This is a genomic window from Fictibacillus sp. Mic-4 (assembly GCF_049843615.1).
GTDB classification, from domain to species: Bacteria; Bacillota; Bacilli; order Bacillales; family Fictibacillaceae; genus Fictibacillus_A; species Fictibacillus_A gelatini.
This window is the reverse complement of the sequence record NZ_JBBHZM010000050.1, coordinates 1-18,353: the sequence shown is the minus strand read 5'-3', so window position 1 is coordinate 18,353 and position 18,353 is coordinate 1. Positions and strand designations below refer to the sequence as shown.

The window sequence follows — 18,353 nt, the reverse complement described above, 5'->3', positions numbered from 1 at the left end:
TGCTTATTGTCCAAACGTAAGATGTTATTGTCTAAACTGGATGACTTATTGTCCAAATACGAGCATTTATTGTCCGAGAACGAAATCATTTTACATCATGTAACGATTCGTGATCGTTTTTCCTCATTTCACAGATCTAACGAGGTGTTCATAAAATAACGAATACTGAAAACTATTTTTCTAGAAGGGACACTAGTATTGAGAAGGCGATTGATAAATTGCCCTTATGGTTATCCCCTTAAAACTCTAAATGCTTCCCGAACTTTTCTAGCAAATTCTAATGGAGGCTCAACGGATTCAAAATGCATATACATCGCCCGCGGCTCTTCAAATAACCAGTGGTTGTGCAATGCAGTGACAATGATATTTCGTTTGCGAAGCTCACTCATTAAAGGATTAGCTTCCTCTTGCAACAGCACGGTTTCACCTAAGTTTAATGCCCTGCCATTTCTATCAACATCTTCAAACGAAAAAAATTGAGGAATCACTAATGGAGATTTAGCGCGGCGCCCAAGAATAGTAAAATTGATGTTGCGGAATTTTTGTACAAGACAAACGCCATTTTCATCTAAACTCCCCATTCCGCCAAGAATTCTAGCAAATTCCTGACAAAGTCTTTTTCGGCTTTCCCAAGTCATTAGGCTTGCTCACTTCCTATGTTCTTATTTTGAAGGTAACTATTATAGGGTTTCCCTTCATCATAGATTATGAATTTAGCAAGGAATCGGAAATGGACAAGGGTGTAGTAGCAAAAATTTTGCACTAGATGATTAACTAGAGTACGGCCGATAACTATAGCTTTAACCGTTTGACGTAAAATTTCTTCCTATACAGGATGACAACGTCATAAGCTGAAAAGTAAGGGGAGATATAGAATGGAACGGATTCATGAAAATAATGAAAATTTGGCATTTGATTACATTGTCATAGGAACCGGCCCAGCTGGCGCGGTGATTGCAAAGACGCTTAGCGATCATAAAAAAACGTCCGTTCTTGTTTTAGAAGCGGGAGAAAATAACGACAAAGATCAACCGATTAAGGATTCAACAGTTGCACCCGAACTTGAGGAGCATTTTTTTCCGCAATACTTTTGGCAAGGTGAAGGGGTTCCTCAGGAAGGACTTGATGACCGCTCGTTTGAATGGACGACTGGCAGGCTCTCAGGGGGCGGGTCTTCAATCAATGGTGAACAGTATGTTAGACCGACACCGTCGGTTTTACGCGAATGGGAGAAGCTCTTAGGGCCACTCTGGTCACCCCAGCAAGCAATCCGCCGTTTTAAACAATTAGAAAAATATAACGGAAAGACAAAAAAACCTGATGTCCATGGGTATCACGGAAGGATTGACATAAGGCAAGCGCCTGCTAAGCCAACCAATATGGCTAAAAAGCTTGTTTTAGCGATGGAGCGAGCAACAGGATTTAAAAGAATACTTGACTATAACGATCCTCAAACACCTCTTGGCCCTTTTACCCGTTGGCAATTATTCCAGAAGCCAAATGGCCGACGCGAAAGTTCATCTACCGCTTTCCTTTCATCCGATATCATTCATTCTAACGGTATGGGTGTAAATGGACGGAAACTTAAGGTAATCTATAAAGCTACGGCACTTCGCATTCTTTTTAAGCAAAAAAAGGCGATTGGCGTGGAATTTGTTAAAGAAGGACAATGCTTTCGAGCTTTTGCTCATAAAAAAGTGATAATATCCGCAGGGATCAATAGTGCCCAACTTTTAATGCTCTCCGGCATTGGACCTGGAAAACAGCTTAAACAAGCAAACATTCCGGTTATTTTTAATAACCCCAACGTGGGTAAAAACCTCAGAAACCATACGCTTAACTTTGCCACTTTTACTACGAATCCGAGCGATACGCCACTCCCTCTTAATGACCCAGCTGCCTTATATACGGGAGGCGCCTTTTTGCCTGATCCAACACCCGGATCCGACAAAAGTCGCCGTGCGGTACAGTTGGTAGGAAGAGTTAGTTCTGATGGCTTATTGTCTATCGTCATTCTTTTCCTGCGTCCCAAAAGCCGCGGATCGATTAAAATCCAAACCAATGACCCTTTAAAAATTGTCCTCGCTGATGAGGGATTTCTGGAAAATCCTGCTGACCTGGAGGCGATAAAAAATATCTACAGAGTCTATATCAAAAATATTGCAGATAAGCTTTCAGCCATTGATCCCGCATATCAACTTATGTCGCCGACACTGGAAATCATTAATAATGATGGTAAGCTTGAGGAGTTTATCAAGCAGAATTTTGGGCATAATCATCACCAACAAGGCGCCCTTCGCATGGCTCCATTGAATCAAGGGGGAGTGGATTTTCTTGGGCGGGTCCACGGGGTAGAAGGGTTAATCGTTGCCGACGACTCTCTTGTTCCCTTTACTGTAGACGGAAATACTACAGCCCCTGCATACCTTATCGGCTTTACGATTGCACAGCAATTACAAAAGGAGAATGGGTAAGGGGGCGGTGCCCTGGATTCTCTTTAGTGATATGGTTTTAACCCAATCTTTTTTTAAATTTTTATTTTACTAAAGCGGCGCTCTCCCATCTACAATCGGGAAGCACGATTATTAACACCACTTCACCTGCTGCGAACAACTAATAGTTTATACGGCAACAATAGGAGTAACCTGTTCCTTTTCTAAATCGACGACCAGTAAAGGAATTCGTGTGGACGGTGTTGCTGAAATAGCGTGATTTGTTCCTTTTGCTGGCTTCATCAATACTTCCATTCATAAATTTTCACATTTTCTCTTCGTATTAAGAGAAATAGAAAAAACCCGGACCCTTGCTTATTAGCAGTATAAGCGTAATCTTTCTCGCATACCTTCTAAGACTTCTTCGGGCATTTCCCTGACCTTGATATCCTTACCGAGGAAAAGCAGCCAATTGGTCATTTCGGTCAATTCTTCGGGGTTGTTAACATTGACAAACGTTTTTAGAATGGCTGTAGTCTGGTAAGGATTCGTATAGGAAATGGAAACTTTTAATGGATGGTATTTTTTGAACTGGGCAATCGCTTTTGGGCCAAGTTCAAGGACAAGATTGATTGCTTCTTCCTGCTTCCTTAATTGTTCTAAAATCTTTTTCTTGCTTACTCTTTTTTTCATAGGGAATAGTTTGACATCGATAAGATGGTCGACAGGAAAAATATGCCTTTTTTCATCTTCCAGGTTAAAGCCTTCAATTTGCCATAAGCTTTTTTCGCGATAAAGGTGCAAGAGATAAATGGGATAAGATTTGACTACTGTTTCTTCTTCGACAGTAATCAATAAATAGCGATCCAACAAAAGATGTTGAATGAGTTTTTCTAACATGGGGTGGGGCAGATCCGACAGATCCAGCAAGTCGGGATTATGGGGGTTCGTCCCTTCAAAAAGCAAGATTTGGTTTAAAAGAATAAGGTCATCTTGCTGATTTTCCGAGAGGAGACCCAGTAATTTTTCAGCTAAAGACTGACGGCTCTTTAAATAAGGGAGTTGCTGATTTCTTGTGGCCATAAAGGCAATGAAAAGAGCTTTAATCTCATTATCGGTAAAGCGAACCGAGGGCAGGACAGAGTTGTTCATGACAAAATACCCACCATCCCTTCCGACTTCAGCGACAAGCGGCATCCCCATGGCCTCTATTTCTCTGATATCTCGAATCGCTGTCGACCGAGAAATGTTAAATTCTCGCATGATTTCAGAAATGGTAAAGCGAGAGCGGTTGTTGATATACCGCATGATGACATTAATCCGTTCAACTTTTTTCATCGGGTCCTCCTTAACGGTATCATTTTTTGACATGATTTAAAGGTATTATAAACTCATCAAGTAAAAAAACAAATAAAAAAGAGGAGGCATTCAAAAATGGCAGATTACACTCTGGAACAAAAAGAAAGTTTCACCGTTTTAGGGATTGGAACCGAGCTTAAGAGCGATTACAGAGACGTTGCTGGCATCAACAAGGAAAAGGCTGATTTTTGGTTGGCTGCCAGCCAGGATGGAACGCTTGACAAATTAAAAGCGATTGCCACAAATGACTACATTTTTGCCGTGAATGAAGCGGTAAATGGCAAGATGATGTATTATGCTGGCGTAATGACAGAGGAATCGTTACCTGAAGCATCAAGAGTGATTCAATTTCCTAAGGGAGAATACCTGGTTGTAAAAGGGGAAGCGAATACGGCGGAAGAGTTGAATACTAAGCTTGCTGGTATTGCCTTTGGCCAGATCTTGCCTGAAGCAAACTTTGCTTATGTGGGCGGGCCAAATGCAACGGTTCTGATGGGGCAGCGAGACGGTTTAGTATTTGGCGAAATGTGGATTCCCGTTGTTAATCAATAATGTGATGAGGAGAGATGAAAAATGTCCTATACCGTTGATTTTAAACATGTATCTACGGTTGGTTTAGAATCTTCACCTGTGGCAGAAGCGCTTGCTGGTTTGCGTGCGAATGAAGCCCGCTATTTCATGAACAAATACAAGCACGAATTTACGGTAGTGCCTGCAAGCGAAAGTCAGGAGACCATTGATTATGTGAACCGGATTTTGAAAGAAGAACGTGATCTTGAGTTTGCGGCCAAACCTTTAGAAACATCGCGTTTTCAAGTGGAAAATATCAAAATCGCCTACGTCTTTTATGAGGATGGTCTTGTGGTCAACGTCATGTATACGGTTGATGACCCTAAAAAGCGAGCTGTTGGTTTCAAGCTTTCCGAGGGGATGGACATACCAAAAGAGTTAGAAGGGAAGTTTAAGTTTGCCAGGCAGAAGTCTAAACTGGCCGGAACCATTCGGGGTTCATATTTTGTAATTAAAAAAGAATATTAGGGAAAAGAAGAAAACACTTGAGAAATCCAGCTATTTTCTTATATTTGGTCCCTCTTTTCCTTCATTGAATGAGAAAAAGCCTAATTTCTTCGCATTAAATTTACAAGTGCCCTATTGGTAGACGTTTTTTGGTGTCTGCTTAATAGGGTGCATTGTATGGAGAAATTCAGGCTTTTTTATCATTTGTTTAATGTTGTCAATCCCCGTTTTGCTGGCGGGAAAATCAAAAAATGGAATTATTCACCATCTTTCAATGTTTGATTGACTTTTGATGTTGGGGCGGGAGTTTCATAGAATGCTTTTGCCAGGTCGGGCAGGGCTGCCCATTCTTCATCGGTTAATAAAATTACAATTTATCAATATTAATTTAGTTAAATAAGTATACCCTCTGGATCATTAGGTTTAATTTACAGCGCCACCCTTCTTTTTTTGGATGTTGTTTCCATCTGGTGATCAGCAGTTGGAAAAAACATGTGAGTTAAATCACGGGATAGGTGATGAAGGTCGTCATTGTGTAGAGGGGAGATGAAAAAGATTCTGGATTGTAACGAGGGAAAGGGAATAAGCGGTCCATAAAAACTTGCATAATGAATTGGCGTATGAGAAACAATATGGTAACCAATGGGGAAAGAGGTGCATTTTCCATTTTTTTCTTTCGTTTTTTGAAATATAAACGTTACTCAAGTTATCAAAAAACACAACCATCCGATCATCAAGTTCAACAGGATTCACGGAAGGATCGTCCGATCTCCTCTCAGTTATCCGTGAATATCGAGGAACTTCACCGTCTTTTCCACCAGGCTCCTGACCTGGTCATCCGAAATTTCAATCTTGCCAACAGCAAGGTGAAAGCGGCTTTAGTTTACCTGGATGGCTTATCTGATAAAAATTCAATCAGTAATAACGTTTTGCGATCCTTAATGCAAATCTCTTTCGATCCTGAAAAAGAATTGCCGACAACCGTTGGGGACGTTAAAGTCGCTCATACATGGAATTTTGTTGAAAATTCGCTTTTTGAAGGAGCCAGCGCCCTATTTATTGACGGTGAAACGAAAGTGTTTCTTTTGGATACAAAAGGATGGGCGGAACGAGCAATTGAAGATCCACAGCTTGAAACATCGCTGAAGGGAGCTCACCAGGGATTTGTAGAAACCGGAAGCCAGAATGTGCCATGTTGCGGCGGTATATTCCGAATCGTGAACTGGTCATAAAGGAAATTACCGTTGGCGTCCGCGGGAAATCCAAGGTCTATATTGCCTATCTGGCGGATGTCGCCAGTCAAGAAGTTTTGCAAGAGCTTGAAGACAGAATTCGACAGATTCAAATGGACACGATCATAAATACAGGAGAGCTGGCGGAGTTCATTGAAGATAATCCATTTTCCCCGTTCCCTCAATTTATATTGACCGAACGGCCGGACGCCGCTGCCTCCCAAATTCTTCAAGGAAGATTTACGGTGATTGTCGACCGTTCTCCTGCCGTATTAATTGCGCCGGCGACATTGATGTCTTTTATTCAAAGCGTTGATGATTACAGTACCCGATGGATAGCGGCTTCTTTCATTCGTCTTCTTCACCTTTTTGCTTTTATGATCACTTTGTTCCTGCCTGCCACATATGTGGCGGTTATATCTTTTAATTATGAGGTCATCCCTTTGCAGCTTTTTTTATCGATTGCGGAATCAAGATCAATGGTCCCCTTTCCGCCGATCTTAGAAGCACTGTTAATGGAAGTGACCATTGAAATGATGAGGGAAGCTGGAGTGCGCCTTCCAGCGCCAATGGGGCAAACAGTTGGAATTGTTGGGGGAATCGTAGTCGGGCAAGCGGCGGTTCAGGCAGGGGTCGTGAGCAATATCATGGTGATTATAGTCGCCGCTACCGCCATCGCTTCTTTCATTATTCCTAGCTATGATATGGGGACCGCGGTAAGGCTATTGCGATTTCCGATGATGATGTTAGCCGCGCTCTTCGGCATTACCGGAATCATGATCAGCTTTATGACAATATTGGGCCATATCATTAGCCTTGAATCTTTAGGTACGCCATATTCAAGCCCATTGGCCCCATTCCGATTCTCTGATATGAAGGACTCCTTCATTCGGTTTCCACTATGGAAAATGGTTATAAGGCCAAAAAGCGTCAGAACGATTCAGGCAAATCGCCAGGGGAACAGCCGTAAGCAAAGGTGAGATGATGAAAAAATATACGTTTAATGAAATCACTTATTACCAATTTGTGTTTTTGATTATGGGAACTCAAATAGGGGCGGGTTTTTTGGCTCTGCCGAGAGTTCTTGCTGAGAGGGCTGGTACAGACGGTTGGATGGGTGTTGTGATTGGCTGGTTGCTCAGTGTTGCTGCAAGCATTTTTTTAGTGAAGACTGCGGAAAAGTATCCAAATAAGACCGTCACTGACATACTTACGCATTTATTTGGCCGAGTGCCTGGGAAGTTAGCTACTTTTATTTACATGTTATACAACATCTGGTTCACATGGATTATACTGATCAACGCCATGCTATATATCAAAGGATGGTTTCTTCCCAATCCCCTGATTATCTCATTATGTTTTTATTTTCAATTCCAACGTTCCTTATTGTAAGAAATGGCCTGAGAATTATTGGAAGGTACTCGGAATTGGTTTTTTACTTGACAATATGGGTTCCGGTTCTCTTTCTTGTCCCATTAAAGGATGGGAGTTTCCTGCATTTGTTTCCATTGTTTAAAGTGGAGTGGAGCAAGATGGCAGCTTCCGGACTCCCGGCTATTTATTCATTTTTAGGGTTTGAGCTCGCCTTTTTCTTTTACCCTTTTTTACAGAAAAAAGAGCATGCTGTTCGCGGCATTGTCATTGCAAATACCTTAACGATGCTCTTTTATCTAGTTGTTACTCTCGCCTGTTTTATATTTATAAGCCCTGATGAAATTACAGGCTATAATCAGCCTGTACTGAATTTGCTGAAAGTCATTGAATTTCGTTTTTTTGAGAGAGTGGATATGATCATATTGAATATTTTGCTTCTTATCGCTTCTACCACCTGGATCCCGTATTTTTATTGCGGGGTATATTGTTCCAGCCAGTTGATGAACAAAGCGGATCACCACTCTCACGTCCCTATTTTTTTAGGCCTGTTCATTGCGGGGACATTGATCATTTATCCAACCTGGGAAGAGTTTGAAACGTGGCAACATTGGATGGCAAACGCTGGAATTGTGTTTGCCTACTTATTTCCGGCTTTTTTATGGATGTACAGTTGGGGATATGAGAAATATAAACGGAGGAAAGCCCTATGAGACGGAAAATCTTCTTATGCCTTTCACTCATGTCACTGGTGATCAGTGGATGTTTTGACCAGACTACAATTGAAGATATTAGCGCCGCGCTCGTTTTGGGAATGGATTTGGATGACCAGGGCGATTTGCTAGTTTATATGTCCAGCCCCGTATTTAATAAAGAGGCGGAAACTAAGGAGGAAGTGTATCAGGTTAAAGCAGTCTCGTTGCGCAATTCCAGAAATAGTTTTGATGAAAGGGTGATGGGCTTATCATCAGGAAGTAAAACGCAAATTTTTCTGATCGGCAAAAGGCTTTTAAAAATGAAGAACTGGGACAAATATCTCGATCCTTTCTACAGAGACCCTAAAAATACGGTAACCTCTCGTGTAGTCGCTGTTGATGGAGCCGTTAAGGATATTATTTTTGATAAACCGGTAGATAAATCGCGCCTTCCTTTGTACTTAACAAAGTTAATTGATACAGCTGCGCAAAGAAATCTTATTAGAAGGACGACTTTGCAGGAGTTTCGCGGACAAATGGTAGACAAAGGGCGAACACCGTGGATTATCGAATTGGCTAAAGGAAAAATGATCGAATTAAAAGGCTCCACATTACTTACAAAGCAAGGGCAATATCAATTATCCATCACGCAATACGAAACTGAATTATTGCGCATTTTAGAAGGAAAAAGGGAAGGGGATTACTCTCTCACACTACCAGTTTCTTCGAAAGCGGCACATGATAAGAAAACGTACGCTAGCTTCTCGATTCCGGTCTTGAAAGTGAAGAAAAGGGTCCGGTATAAAGGCCGTTTTGTCTTCAATATCGATGTAAAATTAAAATTTGGGCTAGGGGAACAGGTAATTCCATTGGGAGTGGAAATAAATTCTAAGGAACTTGAAAAAAACATTCAAAACCAACTTGAAAAAGATCTCAACCAGTTAATTCATAAATTGCAAAAAAATAAAGTTGATCCTTTAGGGCTTGGTCTTTATGCTCGGGCCTACACTTATCCCGAATGGAAAAAAAACCAGGATCACTGGGTAGATTCCCTCGCAGCATCAAAAATTAACATACATGTGGATGCCAAAATCAAAAGTATGGGAACCATGAGATGATTTTGAGAAATCACTTTTCATTCGTTGATCAGCTAAAAGACAAAATTTAAAGGTTGGCACTAATTTTTGTCCAATAGCGGGTGTCTAAAGGACACCCGACAATTGGAACTGTCTCATTAGATTGGCCAAAACCCAGGCAAGTGCAACGTTTGCTTCTTTTCTCCGAGTTCAGCGCACACAAAGCAGAAAATTTAATTTGTCATGTTCATCAACGTCATCAGACAGAATGTTAGTTATCTGTAACTAACAACTTGCGCAAAAAATTTGCTACTTAAGATGTTAAATGAGAATTCTCACTTTTATCCGCCTTCTTTCTAAGTTGTAATGTTCGTTTGACAAAAAGTACAAAAATCAGCAAAGAAATGAATCCTGAAACAGCACATGCCGCAAATAAGAATGGGTAGCCCAGGTACTGAGAAACCAATCCGAGAATGATCGATCCGAGTCCAATCCCTAAATCTAAGGCCGTGAAAAAAGAAGCATTGGCCACACCTTTTTTTGCAGAAGAAACCAGGGAGAGAATGGCCGCTTGAAACGTCGGCTGCGCTGACCCGAAACCAACCCCGTACAAAATTGCAGAAACAACGATTCCTTTTAATCCAGTGGACAGACTCAAGAGGAGCAGGGCGACAATTGTAATAATCAAGGACGGGATAATGATCGAGCCTTCATTATAACGATCCGAAAGCTTTCCCGCAACAGGACGGGTGACGGTCAGTGTGATGGCATAGATCAAAAAGAAAGTACCTGCATTGACTTGAATGGATTCGGCGAACAGCGGCAGGAATGTGGTAATACCGCCATACGTGAGGGCCAAAAAGAATATTGCTGCAGATATAGGCAGGACAGATTTGTCGAAAAACACCACTTTTCTTTTGGCGTCCGATTGTAATGTCGGTACTTTCGTTGCCAGGGCGATAAGGATGGCAGCCACAGATAAGCCAAAAGCCATAAAGACCAAATGACGGAAAGAGTAGCTTTGGACCAACCATACACCGATAACGGGCCCAATAGCCATAGCTACAGTCATTGACATGCCATACCACCCCATTCCTTCACCCCGGCGGCGGGTAGGGATCACATCGGTAATCGAAGTTCCGATAGATGTGGTCGAAATGGCCCAACCGCATCCATGGAGTGCTCGCAAAAACAGTAAAAAAACAATTCCGCTTGCCCAGTTGTACAGAAACATAGAGATTGCGAAGATAATAAGGCCCGCAATTATAAAGAAGCGCCTACCGAAACGATCTAGAAGTCCCCCGATAATAGGACGCGCAATAACTGCGGATAACGTAAAGCCTCCGATGATTAATCCGAGTTGTGATTCACCGATGCCTATTTTTTTGATGTAAACCGGTAATGTTGGAAGGAGCAAATAAAACCCGAAGCATAAGAAAAACAAAGTCAACGTAAGTCCGATAAACGATTTAGTCCATAGGCGTTCCATACAAAGGCCTCCTCAAATATTAGTTATTACTAACTAACTTATAGATGAAAAAAATTAAGTTCTTAAACCCCTGGCAATAATGGTTACAGCCTCTTCAAGGCCATCATCCACTACATCTGGCACAATACCTTCAAGCAGTGTACTGGCAACAAACTTCCCATAATTATACTTCATGATCGTTAATGCCTGGTTTTTAGGATTGCCCTTAACAACCTTTCCTTTTTGCTGCATGACTTGAAGATAGTCAGTAACAATTTTAAAAAACTTTGAAGCGTTATTGTGTATACCTAGATGGATTTCAGGCATTGTTTTTCGTTCCATGACGGAGATTAAATAAATTTTTTTATTTTTCTTCAGAACTTCATGGTACAGCTTACTGATCATTAATAAATCTGTTTCTAACTCATATGTGAGGTTCTTTTGGATAATTTGCTCAATAGGTACAGAATAAAGATAATTATCAATAACGGCTTCTAGTATAGCTTTCTTGGATCCAAACGTCCGAAACACCGTCATTTCACTAACGGATGCTGCTGCAGCGATTTCCTTAATCGTTACCGCCTTATATCCCTTTTCAGACATGAGGTCAACGGTAGATGATAATATTTTATCGGCGGTGTTTTCTTTTTTGGCACTCAAACGACTCACTCCTAATGTTAGTTATCAGCAACTAACATTTTTGTTTTAAGTATACTCCTTCCTTAAAGATTGTCAAGCGGGTACGTTATTATCTTATGTCACTCCTGAGTAAGTTGGAACGTGAATGTTAGTCATCTCGTAATTTACATAATAAGTTTTGCAGAAGCCATTTTAGGGATAGACTTGGATGATCTCTATCTAACCTTGATTATTTTCATTGGATAATATAAGTGAATAGCTATATATTTATATACGGAGGTGTACAGATGAAATCAACAACTTTTGAGCTTGACAAAGTGGCACAAGTTTTAAAATTACTCGGCGATAAAACACGATTAACAATGGTCGCCATTCTCAACCATCGGGAATGTTGCGTTTGTGAATTTCTTGAAGTGTTTACGATGAGCCAGCCTTCCATTAGCCAACATCTTCGTAAACTTAAAGATGCCGGACTCCTGAATGAAGAAAAACGAGGCCAGTGGGTTTATTATTCTATAAATACAGAGAGTGAGTTATATGAATTGGTTGAAGATTTATTGCAATATGTACCAGACCAGGTGGAGCAATTAAACAAAATCGATGCGAGCAAGGTTAATGCTCGTTGCAATTGCTAATTACAGCATGAAAGGGGAGCTTTAGAAGGTGAGTAATTCAGGAAAAAAACGTTTGTCTTTCCTTGACCGTTATTTAACGCTTTGGATATTCCTTGCGATGGCGGCAGGAATCAGTATGGGATTTGTTTTTCCGGGCTTTATCGACGGTCTCAACCGTTTACAAGTAGGCACGACATCGCTTCCACTTGCCATCGGATTAATTTTAATGATGTATCCGCCTTTAGCGAAAGTTCGTTATGAGGAAATGGGAAGAGTCTTTAAGGATGTAAAAGTGCTTTTATTATCTCTAGTCCAAAACTGGATCATTGGCCCCATCTTAATGTTTATCTTAGCCATCGCTTTTTTGCCGGATAAACCTGAGTACATGGTTGGATTGATTATGATCGGGCTGGCTCGCTGTATTGCAATGGTCATCGTATGGAATGATCTTGCTAAAGGAGATACAGAATACGCCGCGGCATTAGTGGCATTTAACTCTGTCTTTCAGATGCTTTTCTTTTCCGTCTATGCCTATGTATTTGTCACGATTATTCCGGAATGGCTCGGCATTCAAGGGGCAATAGTCAACATTACGATGGCAGAGGTCGCTAAGTCTGTGTTTATTTACCTCGGTATTCCATTTATCTCTGGCATGCTGACACGCCTCGTGCTTGTAAAAGCAAGAGGCAGGCAATGGTATGAAAAAGTGTTCATTCCAAAAATCAGTCCGATTACACTTATTGCATTGTTGTTTACAATTATCGTCATGTTCTCCTTAAAAGGAGATGTCATTGTCAGCTTGCCGCTGGATGTCGTTCGAATTGCGGTCCCACTCTTAATTTACTTTATCGTGATGTTTTTTGTTTCATTCATCTTAGGAAAGAAAATGGGCGCCAACTATCCCGTAACAACTACACTCGCATTCACGGCAGGAAGCAATAATTTTGAATTGGCAATTGCTGTAGCCGTTGGCGTTTTTGGGATTCATTCTGGGGCGGCGTTCTCTGCTGTTATCGGGCCACTTGTAGAAGTTCCTGTCATGATTGCTCTGGTCAACGTAGCCTTATGGTTTCAACGAAAATACTTTAAAAATCAATCAGCATAAAGGTGGAAACAACGATGGAGAACAAGAAAATCATCTATTTCTTATGTACGGGAAACTCTTGCCGCAGCCAAATGGCAGAAGGATTCGGAAAAAAATATCTTGGTGACCGTTACGATGTATATAGTGCCGGCATTGAAGCACATGGACTGAATCCCAATGCAGTTAAAGCGATGAAAGAAAAAGGCATTGATATTTTGAATCAAACGTCAGATAGAATTGATGCTGAACTATTGAATAAGGCGGACTTTGTCATTACTCTCTGTGGTGATGCGAATGAGAAATGTCCCATGACTCCGCCTCAGGTCAAACGTGCTCACTGGGGTTTTGACGATCCTGCAAAAGCCGAAGGTACAGAGGAAGAAAAATGGGCAGTATTCCAACGGGTACGCGATGAGATCGAAAACAGAATAAAACAATTTGCTAAAACTGGAGAATAAAAAGGGGAACCAATTCGGCTCCCTTTTTATATATCAAATTTTTTTGATTTTTCAGTTGCAAAATGATGGTATACAGGATATAGTATAAATAAATCAAATAATTTTGATGTATAGAGGAATGAGATCAATGAAACTAATCCCTGCGAATGACGAAACATTTGAACATTATGCGAGTGCTTTTAAAGCCTTAGCTGACCCAAAACGTTTAAAACTAATGAATGAATTATGTACCCGGGGGCAAGTATGTGTATGCGATCTTTGCGAGATTATGGAGATGCCCCAATCAAAACTTTCTTACCATCTGAAAATCTTAATGGATGCTGATCTCATTACACAAGAAAAGAAAGGAAAATGGAACTACTATGAATTAAATCAAAGCCGGATGAATCATTTATTGTCTCCTGAATTATGTTGCCTGTTTCGCCCTACTTCTTGGTAACAAATTTTTTTGGACAATATATCAAAAAAATTTGATATAAAATACCCCCTTAGGAGGAATCACGTATATGAAAATTCACGTTGGTTTAAATGTAACGAATTTAGAAGCGTCCATTTCCTTTTATTCAAAACTATTTGGCACTGAACCTGTTAAAGTGAAACCGAATTATGCAAAGTTTTTGTTGGAAGACCCGGGGCTAAATTTTACGCTGCGTCCCGTTGAACGAGTCGAAGGAAACCATATCAATCATTTCGGTTTCCAAGTCGCCAGTATAGAAGAATTAAATAAGTATAAGGTTCGACTAAATAAAGAAGGGTTTTTCTCCCGGGATGAAAACGATACAACATGTTGTTATGCAAGGCAAGATAAATTTTGGATCACTGATCCAGATGGCCACGAATGGGAATTTTTCTTCACTAAAGAAGACATCGAGGTAGACACGATCAATTCTTGCTGCAGTTAAGCCAAAAAGGAGAGTTCACTTATGAATGATAACGAGTTTCAATCTATCATGGAAGATGAAAAAAGCAAACTAGACCTTATCAATCGGGAAGCATGGAAATACGAGTCTTTTTATCGATACCAAGTGCCTTTTTCGATTAAATCTATTCAATCATTATTTATAATAAAATGGTTTCGGAAAAAGCAGCAATGTGTACCTTGTTGCAATTGTTAACTTAAAAAGCCAACACTTTTGTTGGCTTTTATATTCTCTAAAAGAAGTGGACTTGAATTTCCCACTTCGGCTTAATAGAAGATTGCCAACTTTATATCAAATTTTTTTCAAAAGGTTGAACGATGGACACATTGAATGTGAAGAAATAAGTGAACCTCAAAATGCCTGTTTAAGAGAAGTCGAGGAACAAACGGGCTTAAAAAGGGAATACATAAATAACAGGTTCAACTGACGTGTTCAAGTGCGTAATTTTGGCTGCCATAATTGGCGGCTTTTTTCGATTAAGAAGGATTAAAAATCAAACAGGAAGAATAAGTAAACTAAAATAGATTTTTTAGGAGGCCACAATGAAAAAACTTTTATTATTTTTAATTCTTCTTGTTTTAGCGGGGTGTAATGAAAAATATATTTTTCTTTCTGGTGATGGCGATCACTGGAAAGGGGAATACTCTGCAAACATCGAAGGGGATCGTGAAGATGGTAAATACACTTTTCGGTTTAAACACGGTGGAAGTGATACAAGGTTTAGAAAGCTAAACATCGTGATTAATAATGGTGAAACGGTCTTGAAAAAAAGTGATTATAAAGGAGCAACCATTAAAATTCCCTCTTCTTGTTCTGGGTGTTCCGTAACTGATGATGAAAAATCTATTGAGGTTACCATTAAATGGGACGATCGTAATGAAGAAACCTTTTATTTAAAATAACTTCTTAAACCAAACGTGTGCAAGTCCTTTAATTTTTCAGCTGCCAAATTTGGCGGCTTTTTTTATAGCTAACGAGGTGATATGGATTGATCCAGGCGAGTTTAAAGAAATGAGGCAACCAATCATGCCTATTCGTTGCCTCAAAAAAATAGATGAAACGAGCTGCTAATCAAATTAAATCATCAAGAGAAGGCCCTAACTCCGAATCCTCCTTACTTAAGCTGTTCGTTCAACACGCTATCTTCTAAAACAGAAAATTTATCTCCGTATACTTTCGTTAAATGTTTTTCACCCCATGCACATAGTGAATGTAAGATATCTTCTAAGCTTCGTCCATATTCACTAAGCTCGTATTCAACTTTTGGTGGAACTTGATTGTACACGATTCGATTGATGACCCCGTCCTCCTCAAGTTCGCGCAACTGTTGGGTCAGCATTTTTTGCGTGATATTTGGCATAAGGCGCTTTAATTCGCTTGTTCGTTTTTTTCCGTGAATCAAATGGCAAAGAATCACACATTTCCACTTTCCACCTATGACTTCTAATGTCGCTTCAACAGAGATATTGTATTTCTTTTTCTGCATCTTTGTCCTCCTCTATCCTATAGGCACTAAAAAGTACCTATATTACTTTTTAGTTTCTATATAACTTTAAAGTGCGTACTTTTCTTTATGGGTGATATATCTCATAATAACATTTGCCGGCCGGTTCATACTATACTTTCTTTTAAAATTTATTATTCGCTAAAAAGAAAGTTTCCATTTATGTAACAGAAATAAGGAGGAGATACTGTGGATCTAAGTAAAAAGCAAAGCATGTTCGCTTTGCTTGCCCTGGCAGTAAGTGCTTTTGCAATCGGGACGACTGAATTCATCAGCGTCGGATTACTGCCTCTTATTGCAAAGGATTTAAGCATTCCGATGACCACGGCAGGGTTAACGGTTTCTTTATATGCCTTAGGGGTAACATTTGGAGCTCCTATTTTGACATCTTTGACATCGAGAATGCCAAGTAAGACGTTGTTGCTTTGGATTATGATTGTCTTTATTATTGGCAATACTCTTGCGGCTATATCTACGACAATCGCGTTATTGCTTGTTGCACGAGTGATCTCAGCATTTTCACACGGTGTCTTCATGTCAATCGGATCGACAATCGCTGCCGATTTAGTTCCGGAAAATCGCAGGGCCAGTGCGATTTCCATTATGTTTTCAGGTCTTACAGTTGCTACGATAACTGGTGTTCCATTTGGCACTTTTATTGGACAGCAGCTAGGTTGGAGAACAGCCTTTATTACTATTGTTCTCATTGGTATCATTGCCTTCATTGCAAATAGCATTCTTGTACCATCTAATTTGCGAAAAGGAGTCAAAACAACCTTTCGTGATCAGCTTCAACTTGTGACAAATGGCCGGTTATTGCTTTTATTCATTATTACAGCATTAGGTTATGGCGGAACATTTGTCGTGTTTACCTTCTTATCACCATTGCTACAAGATATCACCGGGTTTAAAGAAGGAACTGTCGCTGCCATTTTATTAGCTTATGGAATAATGATTGCGATCGGAAATATGGTTGGTGGAAAGCTATCGAATCAAAATCCAATACGCGCATTGTTTTATATGTTTATTGTCCAGGCAGTTGTCTTATTTATTTTGATGTTTACAGCACCATTTAAAATGGCCGGATTACTAACGATTCTTTTGATGGGGCTGTTAGCTTTTATGAATGTGCCAGGCTTGCAAGTTTATGTTGTGATGCTGGCAGAGCGCTATGTTCCTGGTGCGGTTAATGTAGCATCGGCCATAAATATTGCTGCATTTAATGCCGGGATTGCAATAGGTTCTTATTTAGGCGGTCTTATTACAGACTATATCGGACTTATTCATACGTCATGGATTGGAGCACTTATGGTTTTAGTGGCTGCAGTTTTAACTGGATGTAGCAGAGCTTTGGAACGAAAAGATCAAGTAAGTAAAGCATCTTAAAATTTTGGAGGTATTAAAAATGACGGCTAAAAATTTACAAGATACAACAACTTTGCATAATGGTGTGAAAATGCCCTGGTTTGGAATTGGAGTTTTTAAAGTCGAAGAGGGTCCGGAATTAGTAAACGCGGTAAAAACAGCTATTAAACATGGATACCGGAGTGTGGATACAGCGGCGATTTATGAGAATGAAGAGGGCGTTGGTAAAGGAATCCAAGAAGGCTTAAAAGAAGCAGGTATTTCAAGAGAAGAGCTATTCGTTACTTCAAAGGTTTGGAACGCGGATTTAGGATATGAATCAACGATTGCCGCTTATGAAACAAGCTTAAAGAAACTTGGCTTAGAGTATTTAGATTTATATTTGATTCATTGGCCGGTTGAAGGAAAATATAAGGATGCTTGGAGAGCGTTAGAAACTCTTTATAAAGAAGGCCGGGTAAAAGCAATTGGTGTAAGTAATTTTCAAATTCATCATTTGGAAGACGTAATGAAGGATGCTGAAATTAAGCCGATGGTCAATCAAGTAGAATACCATCCTCGATTAACTCAAAAAGAGCTGCAAGCATTTTGCAAGGACAACGGCATTCAACTTGAAGCATGGTCACCATTAATGCAAGGCCAGTTGCTAGACAACGAAGTTTTACAGGAAATTGCGAACAAGCATAATAAATCGGTCGCTCAAATTATTTTACGTTGGGACTTGCAAAACGGGGTTGTTACAATTCCAAAATCAACAAAAGAGCATCGAATTGTTGAAAATGCAAATGTGTTTAATTTTGAACTGACGAAAGAGGAAATGGAAACCATTGATGGATTAAATCAAAATCTTCGTGTAGGGCCAGACCCGGATCATTTTGATTTTTAAATGTAAAAAAATTCGAGTTCTTAGAGTGTAGAGAAAGGGGGAGTGTATTTCTGGAAGCATTTTTGCGATGCTTCCTTTTTTGTTGCGCTAATGGGGCAGGCTAGTCCCCTTTCAGCTAATTTTCGCCTGTAAAAAAGATAAGAAGACGGCACCAAAAATAGGACAAACTTCTCTAGTGTGGTGCTATTTTCATGGCGTTTGGACAATAAACAGTTGATTTCCGATAATAAATA

17 protein-coding genes and 2 pseudogenes are annotated in these 18,353 nt (G+C 40.1%); 14 read left to right on the top strand and 5 right to left on the bottom strand.

The window, feature by feature from the left end:
• Nucleotides 1-230: 230 nt before the first annotated feature.
• A complete protein-coding gene (locus WD019_RS19870) occupies nt 231-638 on the bottom strand; it encodes a DUF1259 domain-containing protein (RefSeq protein WP_026677889.1) in 408 nt (135 codons plus the stop codon).
• 237 nt (nt 639-875) lie between these two features.
• Between WD019_RS19870 and WD019_RS19865 the strand changes: the two genes are divergently transcribed.
• The gene (locus tag WD019_RS19865) at nt 876-2,474 is read left to right on the top strand and encodes a GMC family oxidoreductase (protein ID WP_425712574.1); all 1,599 of its coding nucleotides are present in this window, start codon (nt 876-878) and stop codon (nt 2,472-2,474) included.
• A 336-nt stretch (nt 2,475-2,810) separates the two neighbouring features.
• Here WD019_RS19865 and WD019_RS19860 read toward each other — a convergent pair whose 3' ends face one another.
• Nucleotides 2,811-3,770 (bottom strand): helix-turn-helix transcriptional regulator, encoded by a 960-nt coding sequence (locus WD019_RS19860; RefSeq protein ID WP_026677891.1) that lies wholly within the window; start codon nt 3,768-3,770, stop codon nt 2,811-2,813.
• A 96-nt stretch (nt 3,771-3,866) separates the two neighbouring features.
• Between WD019_RS19860 and WD019_RS19855 the strand changes: the two genes are divergently transcribed.
• From WD019_RS19855 to WD019_RS19835, 5 genes and pseudogenes are all read left to right on the top strand, one after another.
• Nucleotides 3,867-4,343 (top strand): GyrI-like domain-containing protein, encoded by a 477-nt coding sequence (locus WD019_RS19855; protein ID WP_026677892.1) that lies wholly within the window; start codon nt 3,867-3,869, stop codon nt 4,341-4,343.
• A gap of 21 nt (nt 4,344-4,364) precedes the next feature.
• Nucleotides 4,365-4,829: a hypothetical protein gene (locus tag WD019_RS19850; RefSeq protein ID WP_026677893.1), complete on the top strand. Its 465-nt coding sequence runs from the start codon at nt 4,365-4,367 to the stop codon at nt 4,827-4,829.
• 611 nt (nt 4,830-5,440) lie between these two features.
• A pseudogene (locus WD019_RS19845) lies at nt 5,441-7,020 on the top strand (spore germination protein).
• Nucleotide 7,021: 1 nt separating this feature from the next.
• Nucleotides 7,022-8,124: pseudogene (locus WD019_RS19840) on the top strand (GerAB/ArcD/ProY family transporter).
• Nucleotides 8,121-9,224 carry a Ger(x)C family spore germination protein gene (locus WD019_RS19835; RefSeq protein WP_425712573.1) on the top strand — a complete coding sequence of 368 codons (1,104 nt, stop codon included), beginning with the start codon at nt 8,121-8,123 and terminating at the stop codon, nt 9,222-9,224. Before WD019_RS19840 ends, WD019_RS19835 begins: the two are co-directional and overlap by 4 nt.
• Before the next feature lie 271 nt (nt 9,225-9,495).
• Here the strand turns inward: WD019_RS19835 and WD019_RS19830 are convergent, their stop codons facing one another.
• Together WD019_RS19830 and WD019_RS19825 are read right to left on the bottom strand one after the other, a co-directional pair.
• Nucleotides 9,496-10,671, bottom strand: a complete 1,176-nt coding sequence (locus tag WD019_RS19830; protein ID WP_425712572.1) for an MFS transporter — start codon at nt 10,669-10,671, stop codon at nt 9,496-9,498.
• 54 nt (nt 10,672-10,725) lie between these two features.
• On the bottom strand, nt 10,726-11,310 hold the full coding sequence (locus tag WD019_RS19825; protein ID WP_425712571.1) for a TetR/AcrR family transcriptional regulator: 585 nt from the start codon (nt 11,308-11,310) through the stop codon (nt 10,726-10,728).
• A 266-nt stretch (nt 11,311-11,576) separates the two neighbouring features.
• Here WD019_RS19825 and WD019_RS19820 point away from each other — a divergent pair, with 266 nt between their 5' ends.
• From WD019_RS19820 to WD019_RS19795, 6 genes are all read left to right on the top strand, one after another.
• Nucleotides 11,577-11,924 carry an ArsR/SmtB family transcription factor gene (locus WD019_RS19820; protein ID WP_026677898.1) on the top strand — a complete coding sequence of 116 codons (348 nt, stop codon included), beginning with the start codon at nt 11,577-11,579 and terminating at the stop codon, nt 11,922-11,924.
• Between the two features lie 28 nt (nt 11,925-11,952).
• Entirely contained in the window at nt 11,953-13,008 is a 1,056-nt protein-coding gene (gene arsB / locus WD019_RS19815) for an ACR3 family arsenite efflux transporter (protein WP_026677899.1), read from the top strand.
• A gap of 14 nt (nt 13,009-13,022) precedes the next feature.
• Nucleotides 13,023-13,445 carry an arsenate reductase (thioredoxin) gene (gene arsC, locus WD019_RS19810; protein ID WP_026677900.1) on the top strand — a complete coding sequence of 141 codons (423 nt, stop codon included), beginning with the start codon at nt 13,023-13,025 and terminating at the stop codon, nt 13,443-13,445.
• Nucleotides 13,446-13,563: 118 nt separating this feature from the next.
• Nucleotides 13,564-13,884, top strand: a complete 321-nt coding sequence (locus WD019_RS19805) for an ArsR/SmtB family transcription factor (protein ID WP_026677901.1) — start codon at nt 13,564-13,566, stop codon at nt 13,882-13,884.
• A gap of 67 nt (nt 13,885-13,951) precedes the next feature.
• Entirely contained in the window at nt 13,952-14,347 is a 396-nt protein-coding gene (locus WD019_RS19800) for an ArsI/CadI family heavy metal resistance metalloenzyme (protein WP_026677902.1), read from the top strand.
• Between the two features lie 560 nt (nt 14,348-14,907).
• Nucleotides 14,908-15,267 (top strand): hypothetical protein, encoded by a 360-nt coding sequence (locus WD019_RS19795; protein ID WP_425712570.1) that lies wholly within the window; start codon nt 14,908-14,910, stop codon nt 15,265-15,267.
• Nucleotides 15,268-15,479: 212 nt separating this feature from the next.
• On the opposite strand, the gene WD019_RS19790 is transcribed toward WD019_RS19795, so the two are convergent.
• The gene (locus WD019_RS19790; RefSeq protein ID WP_026677905.1) at nt 15,480-15,851 is read right to left on the bottom strand and encodes a winged helix-turn-helix transcriptional regulator; all 372 of its coding nucleotides are present in this window, start codon (nt 15,849-15,851) and stop codon (nt 15,480-15,482) included.
• Between the two features lie 231 nt (nt 15,852-16,082).
• Between WD019_RS19790 and WD019_RS19785 the strand changes: the two genes are divergently transcribed.
• Both WD019_RS19785 and WD019_RS19780 read left to right on the top strand, forming a co-directional pair.
• Nucleotides 16,083-17,255, top strand: a complete 1,173-nt coding sequence (locus tag WD019_RS19785) for an MFS transporter (RefSeq protein WP_425712575.1) — start codon at nt 16,083-16,085, stop codon at nt 17,253-17,255.
• Nucleotides 17,256-17,274: 19 nt separating this feature from the next.
• Nucleotides 17,275-18,120 (top strand): aldo/keto reductase, encoded by an 846-nt coding sequence (locus WD019_RS19780; protein WP_425712569.1) that lies wholly within the window; start codon nt 17,275-17,277, stop codon nt 18,118-18,120.
• The last annotated feature ends 233 nt before the right edge of the window (nt 18,121-18,353 follow it).